14 protein-coding genes are annotated in these 18617 nt (G+C 72.5%); 6 read left to right on the forward strand and 8 right to left on the reverse strand.

The genetic code is table 11. From position 1 onward, the window contains the following. Positions 1-67: 67 nt before the first annotated feature. The 3 genes from MTF69_RS21675 to MTF69_RS21685 all read right to left on the reverse strand — a co-directional run bounded on the left by MTF69_RS21675 (position 68) and on the right by MTF69_RS21685 (position 5723). Positions 68-796: an SOS response-associated peptidase gene (locus MTF69_RS21675; protein WP_243336708.1), complete on the reverse strand. Its 729-nt coding sequence runs from the start codon at positions 794-796 to the stop codon at positions 68-70. 113 nt (positions 797-909) lie between these two features. Further along, positions 910-3954, reverse strand: coding sequence for an SGNH hydrolase domain-containing protein (locus MTF69_RS21680; RefSeq protein ID WP_243336710.1), 3045 nt, complete (start codon positions 3952-3954; stop codon positions 910-912). 14 nt (positions 3955-3968) lie between these two features. Further along, entirely contained in the window at positions 3969-5723 is a 1755-nt protein-coding gene (locus tag MTF69_RS21685; protein WP_243336712.1) for a glycosyltransferase family 2 protein, read from the reverse strand. Positions 5724-6011: 288 nt separating this feature from the next. On the opposite strand from MTF69_RS21685, the gene MTF69_RS21690 reads away from it, so the two are divergent. Continuing rightward, entirely contained in the window at positions 6012-6560 is a 549-nt protein-coding gene (locus tag MTF69_RS21690) for a hypothetical protein (RefSeq protein ID WP_243336714.1), read from the forward strand. 63 nt (positions 6561-6623) lie between these two features. Here MTF69_RS21690 and MTF69_RS21695 read toward each other — a convergent pair whose 3' ends face one another. Beyond that, entirely contained in the window at positions 6624-9533 is a 2910-nt protein-coding gene (locus MTF69_RS21695; RefSeq protein ID WP_243336716.1) for a collagenase, read from the reverse strand. A 257-nt stretch (positions 9534-9790) separates the two neighbouring features. Next, the gene (locus MTF69_RS21700) at positions 9791-10702 is read right to left on the reverse strand and encodes a hypothetical protein (protein ID WP_243337068.1); all 912 of its coding nucleotides are present in this window, start codon (positions 10700-10702) and stop codon (positions 9791-9793) included. Between the two features lie 40 nt (positions 10703-10742). On the opposite strand from MTF69_RS21700, the gene MTF69_RS21705 reads away from it, so the two are divergent. Continuing rightward, positions 10743-11954: a serine hydrolase gene (locus tag MTF69_RS21705; RefSeq protein ID WP_243336723.1), complete on the forward strand. Its 1212-nt coding sequence runs from the start codon at positions 10743-10745 to the stop codon at positions 11952-11954. 365 nt (positions 11955-12319) lie between these two features. Beyond that, positions 12320-12877 (forward strand): hypothetical protein, encoded by a 558-nt coding sequence (locus MTF69_RS21710; protein WP_243336724.1) that lies wholly within the window; start codon positions 12320-12322, stop codon positions 12875-12877. A gap of 50 nt (positions 12878-12927) precedes the next feature. Here the strand turns inward: MTF69_RS21710 and MTF69_RS21715 are convergent, their stop codons facing one another. Beyond that, on the reverse strand, positions 12928-13581 hold the full coding sequence (locus tag MTF69_RS21715) for a TOPRIM nucleotidyl transferase/hydrolase domain-containing protein (RefSeq protein ID WP_243336725.1): 654 nt from the start codon (positions 13579-13581) through the stop codon (positions 12928-12930). Between the two features lie 236 nt (positions 13582-13817). Between MTF69_RS21715 and MTF69_RS21720 the strand changes: the two genes are divergently transcribed. Genes MTF69_RS21720 through MTF69_RS21730 form a run of 3 tightly spaced genes read left to right on the forward strand, consistent with a single transcriptional unit; the run spans position 13818 to position 17352 of the window. Continuing rightward, a complete protein-coding gene (locus MTF69_RS21720) occupies positions 13818-15494 on the forward strand; it encodes an FAD-dependent oxidoreductase (RefSeq protein WP_243336726.1) in 1677 nt (558 codons plus the stop codon). Continuing rightward, positions 15491-17002, forward strand: a complete 1512-nt coding sequence (locus MTF69_RS21725) for an ATP-binding protein (protein WP_243336727.1) — start codon at positions 15491-15493, stop codon at positions 17000-17002. Before MTF69_RS21720 ends, MTF69_RS21725 begins: the two co-directional genes overlap by 4 nt. After that, positions 16999-17352, forward strand: a complete 354-nt coding sequence (locus tag MTF69_RS21730) for a UBP-type zinc finger domain-containing protein (protein ID WP_243336732.1) — start codon at positions 16999-17001, stop codon at positions 17350-17352. Before MTF69_RS21725 ends, MTF69_RS21730 begins: the two co-directional genes overlap by 4 nt. Here the strand turns inward: MTF69_RS21730 and cynS are convergent, their stop codons facing one another. Then, positions 17353-17823: a cyanase gene (gene cynS / locus MTF69_RS21735; protein ID WP_243336733.1), complete on the reverse strand. Its 471-nt coding sequence runs from the start codon at positions 17821-17823 to the stop codon at positions 17353-17355. A 93-nt stretch (positions 17824-17916) separates the two neighbouring features. Next, positions 17917-18516: a carbonic anhydrase gene (locus tag MTF69_RS21740; protein ID WP_243336734.1), complete on the reverse strand. Its 600-nt coding sequence runs from the start codon at positions 18514-18516 to the stop codon at positions 17917-17919. Positions 18517-18617 lie beyond the last annotated feature (101 nt).

Raw genomic sequence — 18617 nt, forward strand, 5'->3', positions numbered from 1 at the left:
CCCTCCTCCGCGACGGACGGTGCTACCAAAGCGCACTCCCCGTCACAACCGCAGCTTGACAACGTTATTAGGAGGTGGGGTCGATGAGCTGCGGGCCGTTGTTGCGGACGCTGTTGACGGCCGTCGAGACCGCGGTCACCGCGAGCCGGCCGCCGGCGGGGGTGTGGAGCAGGGCGCGGAGATCCGTCGTGTCCTCGTGGGAGGGGTCGAGCCAGGCCTCGTAGTCGCCGGGGTCGAGGGCGAGCGGCATCCGGGAATGGATCCGGCCGGCCGCGTCGGTGGCCTCGGTGGTGATGATCGTGGCCGTGGTGAGCCAGGCGTCCGGGTCGTCCCGGTCGGCGACGGCCGGGTCGCGCCAGAACTCGTACAGCCCGGCCATGGCCATGACCGAGCCGGTCTCGGGCCGGATGAAGTAGGGCTGCTTGTAGGCCTTGGCCGTCCCGGTGGCGGGCACGGCGACCCACTCGTAGAAGCCGTCCGCGGGCAGCAGGCACCGGCGCTTGGCCAGGGCCCGCCGGTAGGCCGGCTTCTCGTGGACGGTCTCCACCCGCGCGTTGATCATCCGGGAGCCCACGGCCGGGTCCTTGGCCCAGGACGGCACCAGCCCCCACCGCACCGGGCGCAGTTGCCGCCCGAGCTCGCCGGTGTCCCGGTCGGCGCGCTCCAGGACCGCCCACACCTCGTCGGTGGGAGCGACGTTCCACGAGGGCCCCGGCGCCGGGCCGGGACCGAGCCGGGCCTCGAAGAGGCCGGCGAGGTCTTCCGGTGCCCGGGAGGAGGCGTATCGACCACACATGCCTCCACTGTCCCACCCTTCCCGGGGCGGTGGGGCAGAGCTCGCCCGGCGAGGGTTGAAGTCGCCGATGGATCAAAGACCTTCCTTCCGCGGCTCCGGCGACGACCGACACCTCACGGCCGAGTGGACACGCTCACGTGGTCGACCCGCATCGGGTGGCCCGGTTCGGTGGCCGGGCCCGGGGCCGCGCCGTCGGCCAGGGGGAGGGCGCCGCCCATGGCCACGTTGAGGATCAGGAACAGGCCGTGGTCCACCGCCCGCCTCCACGTGTCCGGGTCCATCCGGGAGGCGGCCACCCGGTGGTGCGCCCGGCCGTCCAGGTACCAGCGCACCTCCTCGGCACCGGGGGAGAGGTCGACCTCGACGGCGTACGTGTGGAAGCCCGTACGGCAGTCCCCGCACGGCTGGGGGCCCGAGCTCAGGCCCGCCGGCTCCTGGCACGGGCCGCCTTCGAGGGTCCCGCAGTGCATGGTCGCGAAGACGCTGTCCCGGCCGTTGACCGACTCCATGATGTCGAGCTCGCCGATGCCCGGCCAGCCCGTGTACCCGTCGCGCAGCGGCGCCCCGAGGGTCCAGAACGCCGGCCAGTAGCCCGCCGCCGCGGCCCCGGTCACCTCGGGCAGGGCGATCGCGGCCTCGATCCGCAGGATGCCGCCGGGCGGCGGCGCGAAGTCGGAGCGCCGGGTTTCGATGCGGCCCGAGCTCCACGCGCCGTCCGTGCGGGTGGGGACGATCTCCAGTGCGCCCTTGCCGTCGAGGCGGACGTTGTCGGTCGAGTCGGTCATCGTCTCGATCTCACCCGTGCCCCACTGGGCCGCCGGGCAGCCCGGGTAGCAAGTGCCGATGTCGTACAGCCAGTTGGCGGAGGACGGCGGGCTGCCCGCGGGACCGTCGAACCCGTCGCGGAACACCTCGGTCCACCCCGCCGGCCGCGCCTCCCCGGATGCGGACCCGGTTGCGCCCGCCGCGGGAAGCGCCCCGGAATCCGTGAGGAGCCGTTCGAGCCGGGGGGTCAGGACGACGACCGCCACGTTCGTCAGATGGGCGTCGTCCCGGTAGAGCAGGATGCGGTCCAGTACGGCCGGGCACGTCGGTCCCTCGCCCGGGCACAGGACCGGATTCACGCTCACGGCGCGTACGCCGGGCAGGGTGCCGGAGGCGATCATGCGGGCCAGCGGATCGGGCTGCCGGGCGTCCGCACGGCTGAACGCGCAGGCGGCGGGCTCCTCGGGGCTGCCGGAGACGCACGCGGGGACGTCCGCACCCGGCACGGGGGTGTCCTCGATGTAGACGATCGGCGCACCGATCGCCCGCAGGGGCGCGAGGGTCTTCTCCCAGCCCTCGGCCAGGAGCCCGGAATCGGCGGTGTAGCGGTTGAGCGAGGAGATCACGATGAGCCGGGGCTTCGGCTGCTCCCGCAGCCGCTCCAGGGTGTCGGCGCGCCAGGTGTCGCACTCCCGGTAGGCGCGGCCGAGCTGGGGACTGTCCACTGCCAGCCGCGGCAGCGGGCAGCCCTGCTTCACCAACTCCTGGAGTGCCCAGCCCCGTTGCGAGGCCATGGCCAGCATCGCCGAGAACCACTGGCCGGCGTGCGAATCGCCGAGCAGCACGATCCGGTCCGGACTGTCCACCGCGCCGAACAGGCAGTCGGGGCTGCGCGTCACGGCCGGGGCCACCTCGCACTCCCCGTCCGGGGGGAAGTCCCCCCGCGCCTGGGCGGGGCCCGGCACGATCGGGCCGGCCTCCGGCGGCGCGGAGCCCGTACGGGCGAGCAGGTGCGGGCCGGAGGCGGCGCCCGGGGGCAGCCCGCCCAGGTGGACGGGCGTTGCCGGACCCAGCAGGTTCAGCGTCGTGGTGCCCACCACGAGCGCGAGGACCACCGGCAGGACGACGGCGGTGATGCCCACCGACAGTCCACGGCGCGGGAGTTCGGAGACGGTGCGGCTGCGGCGCAGCGGCTGCTCGACCCAGCGCATGGTCGCGTAGGCGGGCAGGGCGGCCGCCAGGGTGAGCGCGGCCTTCACCGGCCAGTCCTGGGCGCCGAAGCGGGCCTCGGCGAGGACCAGCACCGGCCAGTGCCACAGGTACAGGTTGTAGGAGAGCCGCCCCACCGCCCGGGGGCCCCGCCCCGCGAGCAGCCGGCCGACCCCGTAGATCGCCGGTGTGCTGCGCTCGCCCCGGCCGGGTATCGCGGCGAGGATCACGGCAGCCGCGCCCAGGGTCGGCACCAGGGCCGCGTAGCCGGGGTAGGGCGTGGCCGCGTCGTACGCGACGGCGCTCCAGACGATCGCCGCGCCCCCGGCCCAGCCGCACAGCAGCCGCAGTGGGCGCGGGCCGCGCATGAGGTGCCAGGGCAGCAGGGCAACCAGCGCGCCGACGCCGAACTGCCAGACCCGCGAGGGCGTGGCGAGGTAGGCGAGGGAGGGGGAGTGGTCCGTCCAGCGCAGCGACAGCGCGAACGCCGCCAGCACGACCGGTACGGCCGCCAGGGCCACGGCGGAGCGCACGGCGCGGCCGCGGCGCACGGCCCGGGCCGCGCCGAGCACGATCAGGGCGAGCAGCGGCGCCCAGACGAGGTAGAACTGCTCCTCGACGGCGAGGGACCAGAAGTGCAGCAGCGGGCTCTGCTCGTGCCCGGCGGCGAGGTAGTCGGTCCGCTGTGCGACGAACCGCCAGTTGGCGGCGGAGAGCGCCGCGACGACCACGTCGTACTCCAGGTCGGCACGGCGCAGCGGTACGGTCAGCCAGGCCCCGGCCAGGGCCACCGCGCCGAGGACGACGGCGGCGGACGGCAGGAGCCGGCGGGCCCGCCGGGAGAAGAAGTCCAGGAGCCGGATCCGGCCGGTGGTGATCGCCTCGCGCACGAGCAGGCCGGTGATGAGGTAGCCGGAGACGACGAAGAAGACGTCCACGCCGACGAAACCGCCCGCGAACCCCGGAACCCCGGCGTGGAAGGCCAGGACCGCGAGGACGGCGACGGCGCGCAGCCCCTCGATGTCGGGCCGGAACGCCGAGCGGTGCGGGCTGGGCCCGGACTCGCCGCCGGAGGGGGCCGGAGAAGCAGGGGGCCCGGGTGGCGGGGCGGCGTCGCGCGGAGGCTCGCGCCGCGCATCGGGCGACAGCGAGGACGGCGAGGGAGGTGGCACGGGGGAGTGCATGGTGGTGGAGCCTTTCAACTCAGCCAGGGAAGCATGGGGTTGACCCACCCGGATGCCACCAGGCCGGTGAGCAGGAGCACCGCCGAAGTGGCGAGGGTCTCGGGCCAGCGGCGCGGGAGCACGCCGGTGCGGGATCGGCCGGCGAAGGCCCGTACGAGGCTGCGCGGGCGGCCGCCGGCCGGTGCCGGGAGGGCCTCGGCGGACGCCTTCTCCCGCCCGGAGGCCTCCTCCCGCCCGGAGGGAACCGCCGGCCGCAGCTCGGCGACCAGGTCGCGGACGAGCGGGCCGTTGATCTGGCACTGCACCAGGAAGTAGAGGAGCAGACCCCAGTTGGGCTCCCAGCCGTTGCGGGCCACGGCCAGCGCCAGACCCGCCCCGGCCGCGCCGTTGGAGAGGACCAGCCAGAGCAGCGAGACGCCCACCACCCGGCGGGCCATCCCGCCGGAACGGGCGGAGCCCCGGCTGCCGGTGGGCACCCAGTCCGCGCTGCGGCCGCGCAGCGTGTGCAGGAAGGCGGTGGCGGCGGCGACGCTCGTCAGCACGTTCGCCCGGATCACCTCCACCCGCCAGCGGGTCCTGCTGATCCGCGGCAGCAGCACGTGCCAGAGCCACAGCGGGGCGAGCAGCGGCAGGACGTGCCAGGGCCGGATGTCGTCCGGGTACCAGAACATCATCACCAGGGGCGGCAGCGGCGCCGCGAAGGTGTTCACGGCGGCGGCGAGGTAGCCGACGACGCCCTCGTAGAAGCACAGCCTCATCCGCCAGGGCGCGCCCATCCCCCGCAGGACGGGCGAGGTGAGCAGGTGGAGGTTGCCCATGGCCCACCGGTACTGCTGGTTGACGAAGGAGGTGACCTCGTCGGGGGAGGTGCCCTTGGCGACGAGCACCGGCACGTACAGGGTGCGAAAGCCCTGCGCGTGCAGGGCGAGGCCGGTGTACACGTCCTCGCTGTGGTCGAGGCGGGCGAAGCCTCCGGCCAGGTCGATGGCGGCGCGCCGGTAGACGGCGTTGCTGCCGCAGCAGATGGCGGCGTCGCTCGCGTCCCGGGACGGCTGGATCCAGCGGAAGAACCACTCCTGGGCGGAGCCCGCGGCCCGCTGGATCCAGCCCATGGTCCCGTCGGTGTCGAAGCACTGGGGGCTCTGCACGATCCCGACGGCCGGGTCGGCCAGATAGGGCACGAGATGGCGCAGGAAGTCCGGGCGGGTTGCGAAGTCGGCGTCGAGGATGGCGATGAACTCGGCGCTGCTCAGGGTCAGTGCGTGATTGAGGTTACCGGCCTTCTTCAGGTGCCCCCGGTCGGGCCGTACGACGTACTCGTACCCGTACGAGGCCGCCAGTGCGGCGACTTCGGGCCGGTCGGCGTCGTCCAGGACCCATGTGGTCAGCGCGCCCGGCCAGTCGACGGCCGAGACCGCGCGGTAGGCGTTGTCCAGGACGGGGAGCGGCTCGCCGCAGGTCGGCAAGTAGAGGTCCACGCCCGGCAGTCGGGCGGGCTGCCAGGCGCGTACGAGCACTTCGTGGGAGGGGCGGGTCAGCCTGCGCTGGCGCAGGCTGTTCACCGAGGAGAGGGCGAGGGCGACGAGGTTGAGCCCCAGGACGGCGAGGAAGGCCCAGAGGGCCGGAGTGCGCAGCGCGAAGGTGAACATGGTGGCGGCGGTGAAGACGAAGGCGAGGCTCGTGCTGATGAGGACCCAGCGTCGTTGCGGGCCGAAGTACCAGTAGAGCTCTTCGTCGGAGGGAGGTTGTGGAAGATGAGACAAGGTCATAAAGCCCCCACGGCTGTTTATGTGCCCTTTTCAGGTGGCCACCATAGCGTCAGAGGTATAGACCATTTGTTGCTGCGCGGCCAACACGTCCAATCGGCCACGGGATTGGCGCATCTCATGTGGTCCAGACCTGTGCTCTGATCATTCGACCGGCCGCGCCGCCTCCCGCCGGGAAGGTGCAGGTCACGGGGGAGTGAACAGACATCGAAGACTTGCGCGGCCGCGGCGGGGCCTGCGCGCCTTCTGCTCGGCCGCATCGGCTCGGCCCCAACCGGCTACGCTGCGGCCGTGCTTGAGAATCCGGGGAACGGTAGCGCCGGCGGTCCGCCCGAGTGGCAGGCACCGCCCCAGATGATCGGTGGACACGTCGAGGGGCCGGTGGTGATCGGTCGCTCGGACGGGGTCGTGGTGGTCGCCCGGCAGGTGCTGGCCCACCCGGGCGGGCTGGAGATCGACGTGGAAGCCCATGCCCGCGGATCCTCGCCGGACCCCGGCGGACCGCCGCCCGGGTCCGTCGACTTCACCGGGCGCGCGCAACCCCGCTTCCGCCTCCGGCTCGCCGACGGCACGGAAGTGGTGCAGGACGACGAGGCCGGTCTGCGGGACGGGCGGGGGCACGCGATGATCGTCAGCGGCTACGAGGCCGCCTGGGGAGGCCCGCAGGACGGCGAGGACGTACGCCTGACCTTGTGGATCTCGCCGCTGCCCCCGCCGGGCCCGCTCGCGTTGTCGTGCGCGTGGCCGGAACGCGGGCTGCGGGACGCCGTCCTGCCCCTGGACGGGGCCGCGGTCCGCGCCGCGGCCCTGCGGGCCCGGCCGTTCTGGCCCGAAGGGTAGTGCGGAACCGGCCCCCACCCCTTCGAAGAGGGGTGGGGGCCGGTGTGCCGTACGGGCTCGCGCTCAGAAGCGGCTGGAGACGGTGGCTCCGGCGAAGTCCTGGGCGGCGTGCAGGCTGACGTAGAGGTAGCCGGCCGGCGGGTTGCTGACGGTGAGGGTTTCGGTGTTGCCGCTCTGGGCCGAGCGGGCGGTGTAGTTGCTTGTGGTGGCCCAGCTGCTGGGGCTGTAGTAGAGGTCGGCGTTGCCCGTGCCGCCCGAGACGGTGATCTTGAGGGAGGCGGTGCCGGCCGGGACGTTCACGTAGAAGTAGCGGTGGTTCCCGGCGGTCGCGGAGACGTTGGAACGGCTGCAGTCGGCGCCCAGCACGCGGAGGTCGGCGTCCGCGCACTCCACCTGGGCCGTCCCGAACCGGGTCGAGACGGTGACGCCCGCGAAGCCCTGGACGGCGTGCAGGCTGATGTAGACCCGACCGGCCGCGGGGTTGTTGATGGTCAGCGACTCGCTGTTGCCGCTCTGCGCCGAGCGGGCCGTGTAGTTGCTGGTGGTGGCCCAGCCGCTGGGGCTGTAGTAGAGGTCGGCGTTGCCGGTGCCGCCCGAGACGGCGATCTTGAGGGAACCGGTGCCGGCCGGGACGTCCAGGTAGAAGTACCCGTAGTTGCCGGTCGTGGCGGAGACGTTGGAGCGGCGGCAGTTGTCACCCAGCACCCGGACGTCGGGGCTGGTGCACTCGCCGGGCCCGGCGCTGGCGACCGTGACCGCCTTGCTGGTGGTGGCGGTGGCGCCCTTGTTGTCGGTGACTGTGAGCTGGACGGTGTAAGTACCGGCCGCGGCATACGTCTTGGCCGGGTTGGCCGAGGTGGAGGTGGTGCCGTCACCGAAGTTCCAGGCACGGGAGGCGATGGTGCCGTCCGCGTCCGTGGAGGTGTCGGTGAAGGTGACCGCCAGGGCGTTCACGGCGGAGGTGAACCCGGCCACCGGGGCCTGGTTGACCGGCGGGGTGGTCGTGCCGCCGCAGTCTCCGGCCGCGCACTTGACCAGCCAGGCCGCGAAATCCGCGTCGTAGCGGGTGCCGATGGTGGAGGTGAGCAGGGTGCGGGCGGCCGCCCAGTTGCCGGTGCGGTAGTGGCCGAGCAGCGTGGCCACGTCCTGCGGGTGCGACTGGATCAGGTAGCGGACCGCCAGGTAGCCCCACCGGTAGACGCGGGTGGAGTCGGAGTTGTCGTAGGTGGTGTCGAACAGCGTGCTGAGCTTGTAGGTGTTCTTGCCCGCCTCGGTGGCGGCCTGGTCGTAGGTGACGCCCCGGTACGAGTACGAGATGTACTCGGCCAGGCCCTCGACCCACATCACGGTCGGCGTGGTCATCCCCGCACCGAAGTCGCCGTACATGTCGAAGCGACCGTCGAGGTAGTGGGTGTACTCGTGGTTCAGGTTCCAGATCTGGAACTCCGGCCGGACCCACTCCGCCTCGTACGCGATGAAGCGCGGCTGGTTCCCGGTGACCGAGGGGTCGCCCTCCAGGTACATGCCGCCGTTGTCGGTGCTGATCCCGAAGATGACACCGGCGTAGGCCTGGTAGTCGGCGCTGGAGTCGAAGGCCACCACCTCGAGCGCGGTGTTCTTGTCGCCCGCGACCGGGCCGTTGTCCTTGACCACGTTGTGGAAGAAGGCGTCCTGGTTGGCCAGGCTGGTACAGCTCGCGCCGAGCTCGGCGGCGGTCATCTGCTGCGCGACGATCCGCAGGCTCGGGCTACAGGTGTGGTTGACCGTCAGGACGGCGGCACGCACCCGCGCCGGCAGGTCGCAGGTCCCGTAGAACGAGCAGTTGGCCGCGTCGTACGAGGAGGTCATCTCGGCGAGCGGCACCCAGAGCGAGGCGGTCCGGCCGGTGATCGCGGTGCGGTCCAGCAGCTGCTTGACGAGCGGCCGTACGGTCGCCTGGAGCGCCGAGTGCTGGAGGAAACGGCCCAGTTCCCGGCCGGCGTTGGCCGTCAGGTAGCTCCTGTCCGTGCCCAGCAGGGCGTCGTGGGTGACGGCGAAGTCGCGCAGCACCGTGAGGATGCTCGGGTCCGCCTGTACGGCGGGCAGGAACTCGGCGGTCTGGTGGCCGCGGAACAGGACCGTGTAGGCGTTGTTGACCGCCGCGACCATCGACGAAGAGCTGTTGTACGAGGAGTTGTAGCCGGTCAGCATCCGCTTGGCGACGCCGAGGTAGCGCGCGTTCTCCTGGGCGCTGTCGATCAGGATGACCGCCTCGCCCAGGGTCGGGCCGTTGGCATCGGTCACGTCGGCCGCGCGCGGGGCGGCGAAGAAGGTGTCCAGGGCGCCCCGGATCGAGCTCTTCAGGGCCGGGCCGTAGGCCCCGACGGTGGACTCGTTGTACCACTGCACGTAGTAGCCGGCGCGCAGGAAGAGCACGAGCTGCCCGGTCTTGGTGCTGTTGTCACCCGGGTAGGTCGCGGAGACGGTGCGCAGGGCGTCGGCCACCGAGACCATCTGCGCCTCGCGGAAGGCGGCCTTCGCGTCGTTGCCCTTGAGCAGGAACAGCGAGTTCACGCAGTCCATCTCGGAGGCCTTGATCTGCTGGACCAGCGCGGCCCCGGTCTTCGAGGTGAAGTCCGCGACGTTGCAGGCCGCGGCGAGGGCCTCGGCGGCGGCAGCGGCGCCGGGCGCCAACTTCGCCTTGGCCGACTGCTGTTCGCTGCGCGCGTGCTCCTTGGTGGCCCGGAGCGGGGCGCGCTCGGACAGGTCCGCGTCGGGACGTGCGGCGTGCTCGGCCCGGAGCGCGGCCGCCGCGGCGGCCGGGGTCGAGGGCTGTGGGGCGGCGCCTGACTTCCAGGCCGGAGCGGGTGCGTCGGGCTTCGCTTCGCGCGCGAAGGCCTGGCCGGCGGGGGCGAGCATGGTCAGGCCCAGAGAGCAGGCGAGGGCGGCTATGAGGGGCCGGGCACGGCCCTTCGTGGTGGGGGAACTTCGCATGGGGGGGTGGGCCTCCGAGCCGGTCTGCGGCCGCGCTGGCAACGCGGCGAATGTGGAGTGCGGACCGTGACGTCGACGGGAGTTGGCGGGGATTTCAACTCTGTCGTGTACACGGCTATGCAGTGTGCGATGTAACATGGCACACATCACATGGCTCTGGAAGTCCTCGCGGAGCAGTTCTCGACAGCTGACTGACCGTCAAATGCGAGTCCGGCGGAAGATCTGTCCGGTTCGGCCCGGCTCGTGCTGGTTTCCCGTCAGAGGGAGCAGGCGGATTCCGCCGTCCGGCGGCGGCCGGCTCCGTAGAGGCGTACTCGGACGTCCTGCAGTCGGGTGCCCGGCGCCGCGGACGCGTCGGCGACGGTGCGGACGAACTGGCGCCGAGCGGTGGGCTCCAGCTTCCAGGGGACCGGCAGCCGGATGTCCACCACCCCCGGGTCCGGCATGCCGACCAGCGGCCGGGGCGGCCCTCCCGGCGGCAGGAAGGTAGCCAGGCCGCGGGCGCGTTCGGCCGGGTCGGGGCCGCGGAGCAGCAGCTCGGAGGCGGTCTGCGGGCTGCCGGTGGAGGCGCTGGGCCGGGAGACGCGCTGCAGGCCGACCGCCGAGCAGAAGTGCAGGTGCAGGACGTGCGCAGGCTGCGCGTCGGGGGAGCGCAGGCCTGCCGCCGGGGCGCAGGCGGCGCGGGGGCCGGCATCGGGCACGTCGCAGGACGCCATGAGCAGACGGGACCCCAGAAGCAGGCAGCACGCGGACGCCGCCACGCGCGTACGGGCTCTCACCGGGGTTGCCAGGGCAGCGTCAGGGGGAACACGGCCCCGAAGCGGGCGAGTTGGCGGCGCTGAGCGTGCCCCGGTGCAGGCGGGCGTTCTCCGCGGCGATGGCGAGGCCCAGACCGCTGAACCGCCGGCGCCGGCGGCTCCCGCGTCGAACCGGGAGATCTCCGTCAGGTCCTCGACCATGCGCGTCAGTTTGCGGGTCTCGCCCGCGACCAGTTCGAGGGCTTCGGAGGTGTCGGGAGTGAGCTCGCCGGAGAGGGCGACGACGGGCAGGACACCCGCCCGGCCGCAGCCGGCCAGTGCCGCAGCAAGGGCGGCGACCGCGGCGAAGGCGGCCACGGCGGGCAGGACGGCCCCGGGGGAACGACGGGTCGTGCGGCGGGCGGGGGACACACCACGTGCGCCGCGCGCGGGGCCCGACCATACTGGGAGCGTGAGGCGTACTCGTACGGTCTTGCTGTGCATCGCCGGTCTGATGGGCGCGGCCCTCCCGGCGGGAACGGCCGCGGGCGTGGAGCCGGCCGCCGCGGCTCCGGGGGCGTGCGTGAAGTCTCCTGGCCCCGCCCGGGGCGACGCGCTCGAGGTCCTCAGCATCGCGCAGCAGGCCCACCGGGAGTTCGGCTTGAACTCGGTGGTCCTGAGGGTGTCCTCGGATGGCCGTGAGGTGCTCACCACGGCTCTCGGGGAATCGATGACGGGGGTCCCGGCCGAGCCGTCCATGCGATTCCGTACGGGGTCCGTGGCCATCGTCTACATGGGCGCCGTGCTGCTCCAGCTCGTCGACGAGGGCAAGGCCTCACTCGACGATCCCGTCTCCCGCTGGCTCCCCGACGTGCCGCACGGATCGGAGATCACCCTGCGCATGCTGGGCAGTTCCACGTCCGGCCTGCACGACTACGTCACCGACCCCGCCTTCCTCGCCGAGTTGGAGGCCAGACCGTTCCGCCAGTGGACGTCGGACGAGGTCATCGGCATCGCGACGGACAAACCGCTCCTCTACGAGCCGGGCACCAACTGGAGCTATTCGCACGCCAACTTCAACCTGCTCGGCGAGGCGCTGGAGAAGATCAGCGGCCTCCCGCTGGACCGGCTGCTGAAGGAGCGCGTGTACGGACCGCTCGCGCTGAGCGGGACCAGCAACCAGTACACCCCGCAGATCCCGGAACCGGTCCTGCACGCCTACACCTCCGAGCGCGGCACCTACGAGGAGTCCACCTTCTGGAACCCCTCGTGGACCACCACTCCCGGTGCGGTCCTCGTCCAGAACATCTGCGACCTGGACCGGTCCGCGCGCGGCGTCGGGACCGGCGAGCTGCTGTCCGCGAAGGCCTTCAAGACCCAGCTCGACCCGGGCACCATCGGGCTGGGCCACCCGACGGCCTCCTGCCCGGACAGCGTCTGCCTCCTGACCAATACGCAGGCCCACCACTTCGGCCTGGGTGTGATCGTCGTCAACGGCTGGATCCTGACGAACCCGTCCTTCTCCGGCTACGCGGCCATCCAGGCCTACTTGCCCGCGGAGAAGCTCGCCATCTCCGTCACCGTGACCCAGGGCCCCAAGAGCCCCGCGGGCAACTCGGCCCAGACCATAGCCGGACGCATCTCCGCCGCCCTCGCCCCCGGACACGTGCTCAAGATGCGCTGACCCACCTCTGTCTGATCCCACCTCTGTGCGATCCCACCTCTGTACGATCCCGCCATGATCGCCTCCACGCCAGAACCGCTGATACGTGTCCTCCACGACGAGTCCCGCCCCGACCTGCGGGAGCCGGCCCGGCCGCGGCCAGGCCGCCTGTACGTGTGGGAGCCGAGCAGTACGTCGCAGGACGCACCCGCCCCGCTCGTCGTCGTCTCGCACGGCACCGGAGGCTCGGGCAGCGAAATGGAGTGGCTGGTACGCCCGTTGCACGAGGCGGGCTTCCGGGTGGCCGCCCTCGACCACCACGGCAACAACTTCGTCGACGGCTACGAGCCCGAAGGCTTCCTCCACGTCTGGGAACGGCCCGGGACATGTCCTTCGCACTCGACGCGCTCGCCCGGGAACAGCCCCTCGGCCCGGTCGGCGTCGCGGGCTTCTCCGTCGGCGGCTACACGGCCGCGTCGCTGGCCGGGGCCCGCGTCGATCCGGGGATCCTGTGGGCCGTGATCACGGGCGAGGCGCCGCTGCCGGAGATCCCCGAGTTCCCCGGAGTGCTGGAGGCCCTGCGCGCGAAGCAGCCGCAGGACGAGGCCGCGCGGCGCACCCTGCAGGACGCCGGGGGAGACCTGTCCGATCCCCGGGTCCGGGCGGTCTTCCAGGTGGCTCCGGGCGTCGGCTCCTTGGTGACCCGCGAGAGCCTGGAAGCCGTCCGGGTACCGGTGGCCATCCGCTGGGGCGGCGCGGACACGATCGCCCCGTACGAGGCCGACACACGGCCCTACCTGGAGTACATCCCCACCGCGAGCGGCCGCTCGATCGGCCCGGCCGTCCGCCACGACGACTTCTTCGCCCCGGAGCCCGCCGACCCGACCGCCCGGGTCCGGGCCGGCGAGGAGGCGGCCGCCTTCTTCCTGGAGCAGCTGGGCTGACCCGGCCACCCGCCACCCGCCGCCCGCCCGCCGCCGCCCGCCGGGCCGTGTCACAGACTCGCGAGCAGTTCTTCGAGCGGCGCCGGTACGCGGTCCTCGTCGAGGGCCTCGACGAGGACGCGGCCGTAGCGGATCTTGCGCCCCTTCTTCGTGCCGAGGAAGCGCCGCACCTGCTGCTGCGCCGTGCGGTCCTGCTGGGCGGGCTGGCGCTGGAAGGTCCGCAGGGCTCGGTGGTCCCCCTCCTCCCGGACGAGTTCCTCCACCCTGGGCACGCCCAGCGCGCGGATGAGCTCGTCCTCCAGGTCCGCCGCGCAGACGAAGAACCCCTGTGGCCCGGCGCCGGCCCGCTCCCAGCCGCGCGCGTAGAAGTCGCGCTCCGCCTCGTCGCACAGGCCCGTGAGGCGCAGGCCCAGACCCCGCGGTCCGAGGAACCGGGCGAACCGCGCGACGCCCATCGCACCGCCCATCGGCAGGACGCAGACCCCTTCGGCGGCCAGGTTCCGGCCCCGTCTCGCGGCCAGCGCCTCGACCGCTTCGGCGTCGCTCGCCCCTTCGAGCAGCACGACGGTCCGTACGGGCAGCCGCGAGGCAAGCCCGCGCGCCGCGTCCGCCGCCTCCCCGGCGTCCCCCACGTCACCGAGCCCACCGGCGTCACCGGCCGCCCACGCGGTCACCGCATCCCCGAACGCCACCATGTCAGCCATGGCACGAGTGTGATCCACTGAGCGCCGCCGCGGTACGCAATTTCCGCCGGTGGGAGCGCCGCTCGCCGGGACCGCCGGCCCCGGTCGGCCCCGCCCCGGATCGCGCCCGCCCCGGCGGTCCGGCCCGCCGTGCCCGTCCGCGCGGACCCGGACGATCGACCCTAGGATGGTCGGGAACCGGGTGCGGGCGGCTCGCCGCGACGCCGCCAGTCCAGGCCGCCCGGGGCGGGAGAGCCATGACAGAGGCCGCCGACACGGCACGGACCGTGATCCTCACCGTGGACGACGATCCGGGCGTGTCCCGGGCCATCGCCCGGGACCTGCGGCGTCGCTACGGCTCCGGGTACCGGATCCTGCGCGCCGAATCCGGCGAATCCGCGCTGGAGGCGCTGCGCGAGCTGAAGCTCCGCGGCGACCTGGTGGCGGTGATCCTCGCCGACTACCGGATGCCGCAGATGAACGGCATCGACTTCCTCGAAGAAGCCCTCACCGTGTACCCGGGCGCGCGCCGCGTCCTGCTGACCGCCTACGCCGACACCAATGCGGCGATCGACGCCATCAACGTGGTCGACCTCGACCACTACCTCCTCAAGCCGTGGGACCCGCCCGAGGAGAAGCTCTACCCGGTCCTGGACGACCTCCTCACCGCCTGGCGCACCGGCGACCACCGGCCCGTGCCCGCCACCAAGGTGGTCGGACACCGCTGGTCGGCGCCCTCGTCGAGCGTGCGGGAGTTCCTGGCCCGCAACCAGGTCCCGTACCGCTGGTACTCCTGCGAGGAGCCGGAGGGACAACGACTGCTGCGGGCGGCCGGGGCCGACGGACAGCGGCTGCCCGTGGTGATCACCCCCGGGGGCACCGTACTGATCGAGCCCGACGCGCCCGGCCTCGCCGCCCACGTGGGGCTCGCGACCACGCCGACCGCCGACTTCTACGACCTCGTCGTGATCGGCGGAGGCCCGGCCGGGCTCGGCTCCGCGCTGTACGGGGCTTCCGAGCGGCTGCGCACCGTACTGGTCGAGCGGTCCGCGACCGGCGGACAGGCCGGTCAGAGCTCCCGCATCGAGAACTACCTCGGCTTCCCGGACGGAGTGTCCGGCGCCCAGCTCACCGAACGGGCCCGCCGCCAGGCAGGCCGGTTCGGTGCCGAGATCCTCACCGCACGCGAGGTCACCGGACTGGAGGTCAACGGTGCGGCCCGCGTGGTCCGCTTCTCCGACGGCTCGGCGATCGGCGCCCAGAGCATCATCCTGGCGACCGGCGTCTCCTACCGCCGGCTCGGCGCGCCGGGCTGCGACGGCCTCACCGGCCGCGGGGTGTACTACGGCTCCTCGCTCACGGAGGCCTCCTCCTGCCTGGAACAGGACGTGTACGTCGTCGGCGGCGCCAACTCCGCCGGACAGGCGGCCATGTACCTGGCCCGCGGCGCGAAATCGGTGACGCTGCTGGTGCGCGGGGAGTCCCTGGCCGCGTCCATGTCGTACTACCTCATCCAGCAGATCGAGGAGATGCCCAACATCACGGTGCGCACCCGCACCACCGTCGAATCGGCGCACGGCGACGGCCACCTGGAGCAGCTCACGCTGCGCGACGTGGACACCGGCGCGACCGAACTCGTCGACACCCAGTGGATGTTCGTCTTCATCGGCGCGGCCCCGCTGACCGACTGGCTGGACGGTACGGTGCTGCGCGACGACCACGGCTTCATCCTCGCCGGGCCGGACCTCACCGCGGACGGGCGGCCGCCCGCCGCATGGGAGCTGGACCGGCCGCCCTACCACCTGGAGACCAGCGTGCCCGGTGTGTTCGTGGCGGGCGACGCGCGCGCCCGGTCGGCGAAACGAGTGGCCTCCGCCGTCGGAGAGGGAGCCATGGCCGTGATGCTCGTCCACCGGTACCTGGAGGAGTCGTGAGCGGGCAGGCGATGCCCTGCTCCCCGCAGGAGATCGGCTCGCTCTTCCTGTTCGAGAAGCTCACCCCGGAGCAGCTCGGGCGGCTGTGCGCTGAGGGCCGCGTGGAGCGGTTCGACACCGGCCCCGTCTACACCGAGGGCGACCCCGCGACCTGCTTCTACGTCATGATCGAGGGCACCGTCGTCCTGTCCCGCCGGGTCGGCGGCGACGAGGTGGAGGTCGGACGGACCTCCCAGCGCGGGGTGTACGCGGGGGCCATGCAGGCCTACCTGGGCGACCAGGTCCCGCAGACGTACAACAACTCGATGCGGGTGACCGAACCGACGCGGTTCTTCGTGCTGCCCGCGCAGTCCTTCGCGGACGTCATGCGGGAGTGGTTCCCGATGGCCGCGCACCTGCTCGAGGGGCTCTTCTTCGGCGCCAGGAGCACCCAGCAGGTCATCGGCCAGCGCGAACGGCTCCTCGCGCTGGGCTCCTTGTCCGCAGGCCTCACCCACGAGCTCAACAACCCGGCCGCGGCGGCCGTCCGGGCCACGGCCACCCTGCGCGAACGCGTCGGCAAGATGCGGCACAAACTGGCCCACATCTCCCAGGGGAACTACCCGCGCGAAGCGATCGCGGAACTGATCGAGATCCAGGAACGCACCGTCGAACGCGTGGCGAAAGCACCGGCGTTGAGCCCGCTCGAGGCCTCCGACCGGGAAGACGAACTCGCCGACTGGCTGGAGGACCACGGCGTCCCCGAGGGCTGGCGGATCGCACCGGTCTTCGTCCAGGCCGGCCTGGACACGGACTGGCTGGAGCAGGTCGCGGCGCGCGTGGCCGGGGACCTCCTGCCGGGGGCCATCGGCTGGCTCAACTACACGGTCGAGACCGAGCTGTTGATGGACGAGATCGACGACTCCACGACCCGCATCTCGCACCTCGTGGACGCCGCCAAGCAGTACTCGCAGCTCGACCGCGCCCCGCACCGGGTCGTCGACGTCCACGAACTCCTCGACAGCACCCTGCTGATGCTCTCCGGCAAGATCGGCCCCCGGATCCGGGTGGTCAAGGAGTACGACCGCTCCGTCCCCGACGTGCCGGCCTACCCCGCGGAACTCAACCAGGTGTGGACCAACCTCATCGACAACGCCGTCTTCGCCATCGGGAGCACGGACCGCGAGGGCACGCTGACGGTCCGCACGGCGCGCCAGGGCGACCGGCTGCTCGTGGAGTTCCGCGACACCGGGCCCGGCATCCCGTCCGAGATCCGCAGCCGCATCTTCGACCCCTTCTTCACCACCAAACCCGTCGGCGAGGGCACCGGGCTCGGCCTGGACATCTCCTGGCGGATCGTCGTCACCAAGCACCACGGCAGCCTCCAGGTCGAGTCGGCCCCGGGCGACACCCGCTTCCAGGTACTGCTCCCGCTGACCGCCCCGGAGCCAGACCCCGACACCGAGCCAGACCCCGACACCGAGCCCGACCCCGACACCGATCCCGAGCTCTCCGAGGAGCCCGTATGACAGCCATCGACGGAGTCGACCCGAGCGTCCCGCCCTCCGGCAGCGGCTGCGTCGAATGCGATGCGGTGGGCGGCTGGTGGTTCCACCTGCGGCGCTGCGCCCAGTGCGGCCACATCGGCTGCTGCGACTCCTCGCCGGCCCAGCACGCCACGGCCCACTGGAAGTCCACCGGCCATCCCCTGGTGCAGAGCTACGAACCGGGTGAGGCCTGGTTCTGGGACTACGCCGCCGACGAGCTGTACGAGTCGGGCCCCGAGCTGACCCCGCCGTCCGGCCATCCGCTGGATCAGCCGGCCCCGGGCCCGTCCGACCGGCTCCCCGAGGACTGGACCCGCCGGCTCCATCGCTGATCAGAAGGGCTTGGTCGGCAGGTACTTGCCGTCCAGGGTGATGACCGCACGCTCGCCGCCGTCGGGGTCGGCGACCTTCTTCACGTCGAGCTTGAAGTTGATCGCGGAGACGATGCCGTCGCCGAACTGCTCGTGGACCAGGGCCTTCAGCGTGGTGCCGTAGACCTGGAGCATCTCGTAGAAGCGGTAGATCGTCGGGTCGGTGGGAACACCGCCGGGGACGGAGCCGCGGGTCGGGATGGTCTGCAGCAGCCGCGCGTCGTCGGCGTCCAGGCCCAGGAGGGCGGCCACGGCCTCGGCCGAGGCCCGGGGCAGCGGGTGCTGGCCGAGGACCGCCGCGGTGACGAAGGCGACCGACAGGCCCGCGGCGTCCGCGATCCGCTGCCAGGTCAGGTCCTCGCGGATCTTGGCGTCCACGGCCTTGACGGCCAGAGCCTGACGGGCGGTGTTGTCGAACTGGGCGTGCACCATGATGAAGGCGTCCTTTCGGTGAGCCGCTCAAGGGGGTGGGGAGAGCGGCGGATGGGGGGAAATGCGGGCCGAGGACCCGACGGGTGGCGGCGGTCAGGCCGCGGGGGAGACCGGGCGGGGGGAGCCGAGCTCCTCCACACCCCCCGCCCGGATGTCGTAGACCCAGCCGCGCAGGGTCACCGACCCCGCGGCCAGGGCGCGGGCCACCGAAGGGTGGGTGGCCAGGTTCGCCAGCTGCGCCCGCACGTTCTCCCGTACCAGGGCATCGACCCTGCGCCCGTCCTCCCCGGCGCCGGTACGGGCGAGCGAGGCGTCCGCGTGGCGCAGCCAGCCGGCGACGGCCGGGGCGGCACTGAGGTCGTGCCGCTCGGCCAGGGCCGTCATCGCGCCGCAGGCGGAATGCCCGCACACCACGATGTCGCTGACGCCCAGGACCGCGACGGCGTACTCGATGCTGGCCGCCACCCCGTCCGTGCCGGGGGCGTGGGCGGGCACGAGGTTGCCTGCCGTACGGATGACGAACAGCTCGCCCGGCTCGCTCTGGGTGATCAGCTCCGGCACCACGCGGGCATCGGAGCAACTGATGAACAGGGTGCGGGGCCGGTGGACCGTCGCCAGCCGGGCGAAGAGCTCCGCCTTGGCCGGATAGACCTCCCGCCGGAACTGCGCAACGCCCTCGATGAGGTCGTGCATGGTCACTCCCTTCGATGACGCCGACCCGTGGGGCCGACGAGATCCACCATGCACGACCAGCACCTATAGCGTCCAAGACGCATTACCCATACCTCCTATAG

The organism is Streptomyces sp. AP-93 (assembly GCF_022808175.1).
Classification (GTDB): domain Bacteria; phylum Actinomycetota; class Actinomycetes; order Streptomycetales; family Streptomycetaceae; genus Streptomyces.